The organism is Nostoc sp. (genome assembly GCF_054880495.1).
The window spans coordinates 1-7,883 of sequence record NZ_JBTYKD010000101.1 but is presented as its reverse complement, the minus strand read 5'-3'; the positions used below and the strand labels follow the sequence as shown (position 1 = coordinate 7,883).

The window sequence follows — 7,883 nt, the reverse complement described above, 5'->3', positions numbered from 1 at the left end:
CAGCCTACACTGGATCGAATTTCGACTTTTGTAGTAGGAAGTAACGGTCATCTATATGACAAGTTTTACAACGGTAGTCAATGGGTATGGGAAGACCAGGGAACACCATAGAAAATAAACACTGCTAGGTGCAATTTGTTCTCGGTGTAGTCCTGGCTTTTCACAGAAAGGCAAATTTGCCTTTGTTTTCCAAAGAATAGCTAATTTGCCCCAACTTTTCTGGGATACTTTCCCTCAAAATAGAAGAAGCTACTTCTTCAACAGATATTTCTTTGAAAGCAGCAGCTTTAATTAGAGATTCTTGAGTTTCTTGACTGATGTAAATATTAGTACCAATCATTTTTCACTCTATTTACTTTTTTACATGATACCAAACATGATCAGCAATAATTTTAGTGATGTGATGTTGAGTTTCCTGACTCTACTCAACTGACGAGATCAGCGATCGCTTCTCAAGCAGAGACTACAGCTTCCGGTTGATAGCGGATGCCAGCTTGCTTAAAGCGATGTAAAGCTTCACCCAAGCGATCACAGTCTGCAATCAAACTGATCCTGACATAACCCTCACCTGCAACCCCAAAGGCATTACCTGGAGTTAAAACAACGCCTGTTTGCTGCAATACGTTCAGGGCAAAATCTGTGGAACCAACCCCAACAGGGCACTTCATCCAAAGATACATTGTCGCCTTAGTTTTGGGGATATCCCAACCCAACTCTCCTAATCCTTGAATCAGGAAATCGCGGCGGGTACTGTAGCGTTGTTGTACCTCATGCAAATACACATCTGGCAGTTGTAAAGCAGTTTCGGCTGCTGTTTGTAATGCGGCAAAAATGCCGTAATCCAAGTTAGTTTTCAGTGTCCGCAAACCTTGAATTATATGGCGATTACCCACCACAAACCCAACGCGCCAACCAGCCATATTGTAGGTTTTAGATAAGGTGTGAAATTCCACACCAATATCTTTCGCGCCAGGAATTTCTAACAAGCTAGTGGGTTGATAACCATCAAAAGCTAATTCGGCGTAACACAAATCATGCACCAGCAAAATTTCATATTTGCGGGCGAAAGCAACGATTTCTTCAAAGAATTCGCGGGGTGCTGTGGCGGCGGTGGGATTGCTGGGATAGTTGAAATAGAGAATTTTAGCTTGTTTAGCAACCTCCTCAGGAATCGCAGCTAAATCAATTAACCAGTCATTTTCTGGTTTAAGAATCAAACTGTGGATTTTCCCACCTGCGATCGCTGGGCCGCGAAAATGGGCGGGATAAGCTGGGGAAGGAACCAAAACTAAATCACCAGGATTAACGTAGGCGATCGCTAAATGGGTTAATCCTTCTTTAGAACCGAGTAGTGGCAAGGCTTCGCTATCAGGATCGAGAACCACACCATAACGGCGATGATACCAATTGGTGATGGCACGGCGAAAACTAGCAGTCCCTTCAAAAGGCGGATAACCGTGATTAGCGGGATCTTTCAAGGCGGCGATCGCAGCTTCTACTACTGGTGCTGGCGTTGCACCATCGGGGTTTCCCATACCCAAATCAATTAAATCTAAACCTTGTTCCCGTGCTTTAGCTTTCAGTTCATCTAAACGGGCAAATACATAAGGTGGCAGTTTTTGTATCCGTTCTGCTGGGACAATCCAATTTAAACTCATAAAACCTCGTCACTGATTCCCTGGGGCGAAACTCGATTCGTAGTATCCCTACTATCTATAGGTGCAGTGGTAGAAACCATTGCCGCCATCAACTGTTCTGGCGCGACTTTAAATGGTAGTCGATGGATGTCAGAATTAGGAACTAGAGCAATTTCAACGGCTGTTTGCAACTCGCCTAATGTGATGTTGCCCAATCCCAAATCACTTAGTTTTTGGGGTAGTCCAATTTCTGCGTAGAACTTTAACAACTGTTGCCGTGCTGATGCGGCTAGTTGATTACCTTGGAGCATTTCTTCTAAACGCAGTTGTACCAAAATTCCAAAAGCAACTTTTTCGCCATGAATACTGCCATGTCCTGAAATGTGCGTTAAACCATTATGCACCGCATGGGCCGCAACTGTGCGACACTGCGCCCCACCAAGTCCTCCAACTACCCCGGCGAGTAAAACAGTAGCGTCTACTACTTCTCGCCAAACCTCACTACCTGGTTCTTTGGTGGCGGCGGCTGACTTTTGCAAGAGGATATCTCGCAAAACTCGTGCTTGTTGCACTGCGGCAATAATTAAAGTATCTTGCAAATGCCCACTGCTAACAGAGGCTTCATACCACTTAGCGATCGCATCCCCAATTCCGGCGACTAAAGTACGTTGTGGTGCAGTTTTAATCAAGTCATAATCGAGTATCAATAAATCGGGACATTTAGACAGCCCCACATCGTAGAGAAATGCCCCGTCTTCCGAATAAACATTTGATAACGCACTCCAAGCTGCACAGGTAGCCCCGGAAGTCGGAATTGTCACCACTGGCAAATGTAACTGCTGCGCGACTAATTTCGCTGTATCTAGGGCTTTGCCGCCACCAACACCAATAATCACATCAGCTTTATGTTCTTTTGCCGTCTTCTGTAAAAATTTCAGGCTAGCTTCGCAGCAATCTGCACCATAAGAAGCTTGGGCAGGATGTAACTGTTGCGTTGCTAAAACTGGTTGCAAATTTTTTTGGCTGATAGCAAGAGTAGACTCACCTGCCACAATTAAGGGACGACTTCCCAAACAGGCGATCTCGGCTGCGGCTGTTTGCAACACCCCAGAACCACGGATTACTTTTGCGGGGGCAACTGTCAGCGTAAATAATGAACTAGAGGTTTGAGTAGACAAAGAAGGTTGAGTAGAAAATTTATTGGGCATATAATCTAGTTTGGCAAAACTTTGATATTTTTTAATCAAATAGACTGGTATGAGGGATACTTGTTGCCAAGCTGGTTTTTGAATGGCTTATACCCGGACAATCTGGATTTGAGCCAAGCAATGAAATAGACAAAGCCTGTTACCCACTGATTGAGTAGTTTGACAAGGTTGCTTGAATCTATGATGCCCATCCACCTGAAATTCCGAACTCTCAAAGTTTTGAATAACCTGATTAATTAATTAACATTACCATTGTCAGATTCTCAAGAAAAGCAATCGAGAATTGCTAATGTGTAAGTGGTGATGCTATTTCAGACAATTCTTAGCTATAAATACATAGGTAGGGGCGTGCAAATATACGCCCCTCTGTTCCTCTTAAGCGGTAGGTTTTGGCAATTGGGCGAAATTGTCTTTGTAAATTTCGACTGTCATTGGGGAATTTTGACGAGAAACGAGCGATCGCTTGACATCACCCAAGTAAACTGGTACAGAAATCCCTGGTTCCGGGTGAACAATGGTACGGGCGCGAACTGTCAACTTGTCGTCTACCCGTGTACCTGAACGACCAGAAGAAAACAGATTACTAGCTGCTTGACGTAAAGTTGCTTCTAATTGTGTAGGTGTAATTTTGGGTGATGTGGCAATTACCGCTTGTGTTGTCCCATTGTCATAAACTAGAGTGTACCGGACTGCTCCGGGAATCACAGCCCGACTCAAGGGGACTATTGAGAGTCCAAATAAACCAGCCGTCACCACTAGCATAAAGCCAGTTGCACCCACCACCCGAAAGCGGATGCCCCATTTGAGAATAAAAGCCAAAACTGCAATGGCCGCAAATACCAAGGTAGCTATACCTGACCATTGGGTGTACTGAAGAAAGTTAGCTGTTGTGAGCATAAGGTTGGTTATGGAAGCGTCTTTTTTTCGTTACCGACACACCCATTTTACCGAGAGCTTACACCATAAGGGTTATCGGAGTCTTTAATGCCAATCAGAATATTGAGCAGGATAGCAGTCATAATAAAGTTTAAACTTGCGTTTAGCCTAAGTTTAGCGGTGAAATGGAGCCAACCTCAGAACAATTGAAAAGTTATACAGAGTCTTGACTTGGCTAACGCGTATGTATCTCCCGGTTTACCTAGTTATTTTAGATGAGCGAACAGATAACATTGTAGTAATAGCAGGTGAAGAGACAGTTGTAGTAATTAATCGAGAAGCAGAGGTTGATTATGAATAAGCCTAACTTTACAGAAATGACACGCAAGCAATTGCGAGCGAGATTATATCTTACAAAATTGTGGCGATATCGAAGCAATTCACGCCCTAGCATTACACGTTCAGTCTAATGGCAAACGTCTTAATTCAGTAGATGAGTTACAACAAGTCATCCAAGAAAAACGCCGCCAAGGTTTAGAGCCATAATTCCTCAGTTATTTAAAACAGTATTGACTCACCAGAGACGATATGAGAATTTTTAGATGTCTGCAACTTAGTTTGAACATTATCAATGATTGCCGGCCAATCAGCATCTCTGTTCCATTCAGAGCGAATTCTGGTTTTAGTCGCCGCGTCGTAAAGGCTGCAAAAAACCACATTCTCGTTTCCAGCAATGGGAGCGATAATCAGAGGCTTGGAAAAGTCCTGAACTAGTGATACAGCTAAAAGGAAACTTTTAGCAAAGTTCGTTTCTATCCCAGTCCTCACAACATAAATTTCATCCGCTCTCACAACGATTTCTAATTTAGTGTTGTCCTTTCCCTTAAATTCTGTCGTTTTTAATTTCAGTTCAGATATATACCCAGTTAGCCCTGTTTGTTGTACAGGAATAGTTTGATTATTATTGATATCGTAGTTATACCACAGGTAAGATTCCCCGTTTAATTCTCCGCTTTTCACATACAAATAAATAGGTTCTGGCGGGTTACAAAGACCTAGTTGAATTTCAGCAATCATCTTTTATGTTCCTTTATGAAAGATAAAAATTTTCAGATATTCCGTCAAATTCAATATTCTTTAAATTGTGCTTAACTGAAGAAAAATCATAAATATAGGACTCCTATTTGATTTTTTAACAAGATTCAGCACACATATATGCCCTTGTTTCCTGTTCCCTACCCACGCAAGTAAATTCAGAAATCAAATCGGATTGTTATATACAAAAGGGCATCTACAAGAGATGCCCGTCATGTAAGATAACCCTAAAAGGTTTTCCTACACCTTCCCAACAATCAGCAACAGTGACTAATCAAGTATTAGTCATGCTCTGTAGTAATATTATTAACTTAAAAGCCAGGATGTCCTCAGTGCATACACTTAAAAAGTTAATGGCGGGCTTAATTCCCTTTTTTTAAGCAGGGTTAGGGAGGATCGAGTCTACCCAAGCGTATTGGGTCATATCGATGTACTACTCCACAAATGCCAGCCAAAATTAACCATGAAAGCGCATTCAAACGAAAATCGAATAGGGTTACATCTACTGTATTGAATAGAAACCACGCCACAAAAGCCAGAAGATAACTGAAAAATATCAATCTGTCTTCTGTATTTATATATTTTGACTTTCGCAGTAATTGGACACCTGTAATCAAAATCCAAGCGAGTAAGCCATAAAATAAAAAAGCACTGGGAAAACCAGTTTCAGCAGATAACATCAAAAACAAGTTATGGGGATGACCCAAGGGAATCTGCATTTGAGCTTTGTAGAGTCCACTAAAACTGCGTAACCCCCACCCAGTCAAAGGATGTTCCTGAGCTAAAGACCAGGCAAACTCCCACTGAGTTTTTCGCATTAAAGCGACTGGTCTATCTGGATACATATCGTCATTTAACCTTGCCCAAAAGAAAGCAGGAACGTACTGACGAAAAAATTGAGCCACTACCGAGGGAGCAAAAGCTGCCAAAAGTACACTAGAGACGATCGCCGCAACACCGCCCACAAGAATGCGCCAACCTTGGTAGAGTGCATAAGCTAAACAGGCCAAAATAGCGATCGCCCACCCATTGCGCGAGTTGGTGAAAATCAAGGCAATAAAATTTGTAATCATTGCCACGGTTAAAAAGAGGAGGGGGAGTGAGGAGTAGGGAGTAGGGAGAAATGACTTTTGACCGGCAGTTGCTCTACTTGGGGAGACTCCAGACGCTTGTGAGGCTTGGTCGCCCTTGACGTCTACCCAACTCTTCTCTACCAGAGGCTGCGCCAAGGAGATGCTGCGCGAAGGGAGAAGACCGCACTGCCTCCTCTTGACTTTTAGTTGTTGATAGTTTTCTAGCCACAACCCTAAGCCCAGGATGAAAACTATCGCTAGATAAGCAGCGAAGGTGTTAGCGTGCAAGAAGAGTGAAGCGATGCGGCCTGGCGGATTTCCTCCTGGTCTGATCGTCCAAGCAAAGACAATCCACAAAATCTCCAACTTCAAACTCCAGCCTAAAAATAACTGTCCCAAGCCGATAATTGCCACCGGCAGGGAACCGATCACCAAAATCCAAGCCATTTGCCGCAATTGGGCAAATGTTTGAATCAGAGTGCTATGAGCAGCGAAAAGTAAAAAGAATGGTAATAAATTAAATAAGCCGAGGAAAGCTGCTGTCTTATCTTGGGCAAACCCAGCAGTCACGATCAGCAACACACTTAAAAGGGCAAATCCCCAGTTGAGGGGGCGGCGACTAATTTTGCGGTATTGTTTGAGCCAAGTTATTAATGCGACAAAACCTATAGTCACAGCTCCCAATAAAGGACTCAATGGGAAGATTAACAGTGCCCATAGAGAGTAGTTCCAAGAAGATTGCCAACGAGACTTGAAATAGTCAAAAACTTTGTTCAAGCTGGCTCCCAACATTCCTCACGAGTGAGGCGAATTTGAGCTAAGGCGAAGACGGTAGGGATGATCCGACCATAGTTAGTGGCGATCGCTCTCCACCCTAAATCCGCAAAAAACCAAGTCCACATTATCGGCCCAATCACAGCAAACATCGTGCGGGTTGCCCCATAACGAGCTGCACTCACTGTCATACCCCGTTGCGCCATTTGCATCGCTACATAGCTTTGAAATTGCGTTGCAGCGGCTTCTGAGCCTGTAATCGCCGCTTGTTTGGCTACTTGGTATGTAGCAAAGTGGATGGCAAATTGACGGGCAATTTGCTTGAGTACAAGTGGCTGAAGTACTGAAGTAACCGCGATCGCACTACCGCCTTTGAAAAGTAATCCCAAGGGGTCAGATTGCAATAAAAGTGGTAGCGGTTGTTTTAGTTCTGATTTGAGCAGCTGACGCTGCACTTGTACAGTCAATTTTTGCTTTTCCTGTTCAGGCAATTTTTTCCACACCTGTCCTAGCAGATGCAAAAATACTTCTGCTTCTAAATCAATAGTTGCCAGCTGATTAGAATAGGGAATTTTTAGATACTTACATACTTGAACTAACGCTTGTCGGTAAGTTACTTGCCCTGTACGTCCCCGCAATACTGTTATCCCATCTGCCGCCAAAAAGCGAAAGCGACCCTCTAGTGCGTCTAACCAAGCTTTGCGGTCTTGGCTTTGCACTTCGATGGGTTGGGGTGTGTGTACATAGTCTAGGGGATTGAACTTCCGACTAAATAGAATTGCCGTTAAGTCTTGCAATTCCTCTTCGGTCGCTAACTCTAGCGCCGCCCTCATTTCATCCAATTTCCCATCCTCCCTTCTGTGCAGTTTGCTGTACTTTATTCTACTATTAGCTTTTAGCAGTCATTAGTAGTAATTTTGCACTTTGATCAATACCTTCGCCAAAAAAAGAGTCTGAAGAGAGGGCTGCTCTAGTAGAGTTATTGTCTTCCACAACCACAACTCAGGTGCGATCGCCTTTTTGGAGTACTAACTAGGGTATGTCGAATGCGATTCTCCTTTGGAGACGCTATGCGAACGCCAGCTATTAGAAAGCAAAAAGGTTCTAATAACCGTAATAAAGCCTTAAAATGCTCGTATTTGAAACCAAGTTAAAAGGAACAGACGGGCAGTATAAGGCGCTAGATGAGGCGCTACGTACTGCCCGTTTTGTCCGTAATA

Annotated in this window: 9 protein-coding genes; 2 read left to right on the top strand and 7 right to left on the bottom strand. The window is 43.4% G+C overall.

Annotation, left to right across the window (positions count from 1 at the left end; translation table 11 throughout):
• Nucleotides 1-160 precede the first annotated feature (160 nt).
• From ACYTXL_RS11580 to ACYTXL_RS11565, 4 genes are all read right to left on the bottom strand, one after another.
• Entirely contained in the window at nucleotides 161-340 is a 180-nt protein-coding gene (locus tag ACYTXL_RS11580) for a hypothetical protein (RefSeq protein WP_461924869.1), read from the bottom strand.
• Nucleotides 341-452: 112 nt separating this feature from the next.
• Nucleotides 453-1,658 carry an aspartate aminotransferase gene (locus ACYTXL_RS11575; RefSeq protein WP_334789012.1) on the bottom strand — a complete coding sequence of 402 codons (1,206 nt, stop codon included), beginning with the start codon at nucleotides 1,656-1,658 and terminating at the stop codon, nucleotides 453-455.
• Complete coding sequence (locus ACYTXL_RS11570) at nucleotides 1,655-2,845, bottom strand: iron-containing alcohol dehydrogenase (protein ID WP_461924868.1); 1,191 nt, start codon at nucleotides 2,843-2,845, stop codon at nucleotides 1,655-1,657. The genes ACYTXL_RS11575 and ACYTXL_RS11570 overlap by 4 nt, the downstream gene beginning before the upstream one ends.
• Nucleotides 2,846-3,220: 375 nt before the next feature.
• A complete protein-coding gene (locus ACYTXL_RS11565; RefSeq protein WP_461924867.1) occupies nucleotides 3,221-3,742 on the bottom strand; it encodes a DUF2518 family protein in 522 nt (173 codons plus the stop codon).
• A 184-nt stretch (nucleotides 3,743-3,926) separates the two neighbouring features.
• Here ACYTXL_RS11565 and ACYTXL_RS11560 point away from each other — a divergent pair, with 184 nt between their 5' ends.
• Together ACYTXL_RS11560 and ACYTXL_RS11555 are read left to right on the top strand one after the other, a co-directional pair.
• Complete coding sequence (locus tag ACYTXL_RS11560) at nucleotides 3,927-4,082, top strand: DUF6888 family protein (protein ID WP_461924871.1); 156 nt, start codon at nucleotides 3,927-3,929, stop codon at nucleotides 4,080-4,082.
• 47 nt (nucleotides 4,083-4,129) lie between these two features.
• The gene (locus tag ACYTXL_RS11555; RefSeq protein ID WP_461924870.1) at nucleotides 4,130-4,267 is read left to right on the top strand and encodes a DUF6887 family protein; all 138 of its coding nucleotides are present in this window, start codon (nucleotides 4,130-4,132) and stop codon (nucleotides 4,265-4,267) included.
• 12 nt (nucleotides 4,268-4,279) lie between these two features.
• Here the strand turns inward: ACYTXL_RS11555 and ACYTXL_RS11550 are convergent, their stop codons facing one another.
• The 3 genes from ACYTXL_RS11550 to ACYTXL_RS11540 form a co-directional block, all read right to left on the bottom strand.
• Entirely contained in the window at nucleotides 4,280-4,798 is a 519-nt protein-coding gene (locus ACYTXL_RS11550; protein ID WP_461924866.1) for a hypothetical protein, read from the bottom strand.
• A gap of 404 nt (nucleotides 4,799-5,202) precedes the next feature.
• Nucleotides 5,203-6,681, bottom strand: a complete 1,479-nt coding sequence (locus ACYTXL_RS11545; protein ID WP_461924865.1) for an O-antigen ligase family protein — start codon at nucleotides 6,679-6,681, stop codon at nucleotides 5,203-5,205.
• Nucleotides 6,663-7,505 carry a YaaW family protein gene (locus ACYTXL_RS11540; RefSeq protein ID WP_461924864.1) on the bottom strand — a complete coding sequence of 281 codons (843 nt, stop codon included), beginning with the start codon at nucleotides 7,503-7,505 and terminating at the stop codon, nucleotides 6,663-6,665. Before ACYTXL_RS11540 ends, ACYTXL_RS11545 begins: the two co-directional genes overlap by 19 nt.
• Nucleotides 7,506-7,883 lie beyond the last annotated feature (378 nt).